The sequence below is a fragment of the Microvirga sp. HBU67558 genome (assembly GCF_018069605.1).
Lineage (GTDB): Bacteria > Pseudomonadota > Alphaproteobacteria > Rhizobiales > Beijerinckiaceae > Microvirga > Microvirga terrae.
In genome coordinates, this window is sequence record NZ_JAGPUP010000183.1 from 1 (window position 1) to 432 (window position 432).

At 63.4% G+C, this 432-nt stretch carries 1 protein-coding gene; it reads right to left on the bottom strand.

Annotated elements, in window-relative coordinates; translation table 11 throughout:
* Positions 1–67 precede the first annotated feature (67 nt).
* The gene (locus tag KBI52_RS00745; RefSeq protein WP_210804777.1) at positions 68–268 is read right to left on the bottom strand and encodes a hypothetical protein; all 201 of its coding nucleotides are present in this window, start codon (positions 266–268) and stop codon (positions 68–70) included.
* Between the last annotated feature and the right edge of the window lie 164 nt (positions 269–432).

Below are 432 nucleotides of genomic sequence, written 5' to 3' on the forward strand. Positions count from 1 at the left end.
CACCCCTCGGGATCCCCGTCTTCAACGTTCTGGCTTGAAGCGGGCCGCTCACTCAGAAGGCTTCCGCCTACCTCTCAGGGCCTTCGGCTCCCACCAGGCGAATGACGAACAGGTTGTCGCCTTCGGTCCACTTCGAAGAAGCCTTCAGCTCCGCCGTCTTCTGCGCCTCTTCCTCGTCGCTGCCCACCATGATTGTGTGCCACCTACCTGTATCCTGCGGGGCCTTCTGCTCGAGGGCCTCAAGCCTTTTGAGAGTGCTGCGGTTCATCGGGGAATCCTTCCATGGTCGTGGACCCGGCGCCCGTTCATGGCGACATGGGCCAGCAGGTCCGTCATCGTCTTGCCTGTGGTGAATGGAGCCGCCTGCGTAAAGCCGTGGACCTGCACGAAGACGTCCCCAGGGCGGGCGCCATGTCCCTCGAGGAAGGCGGC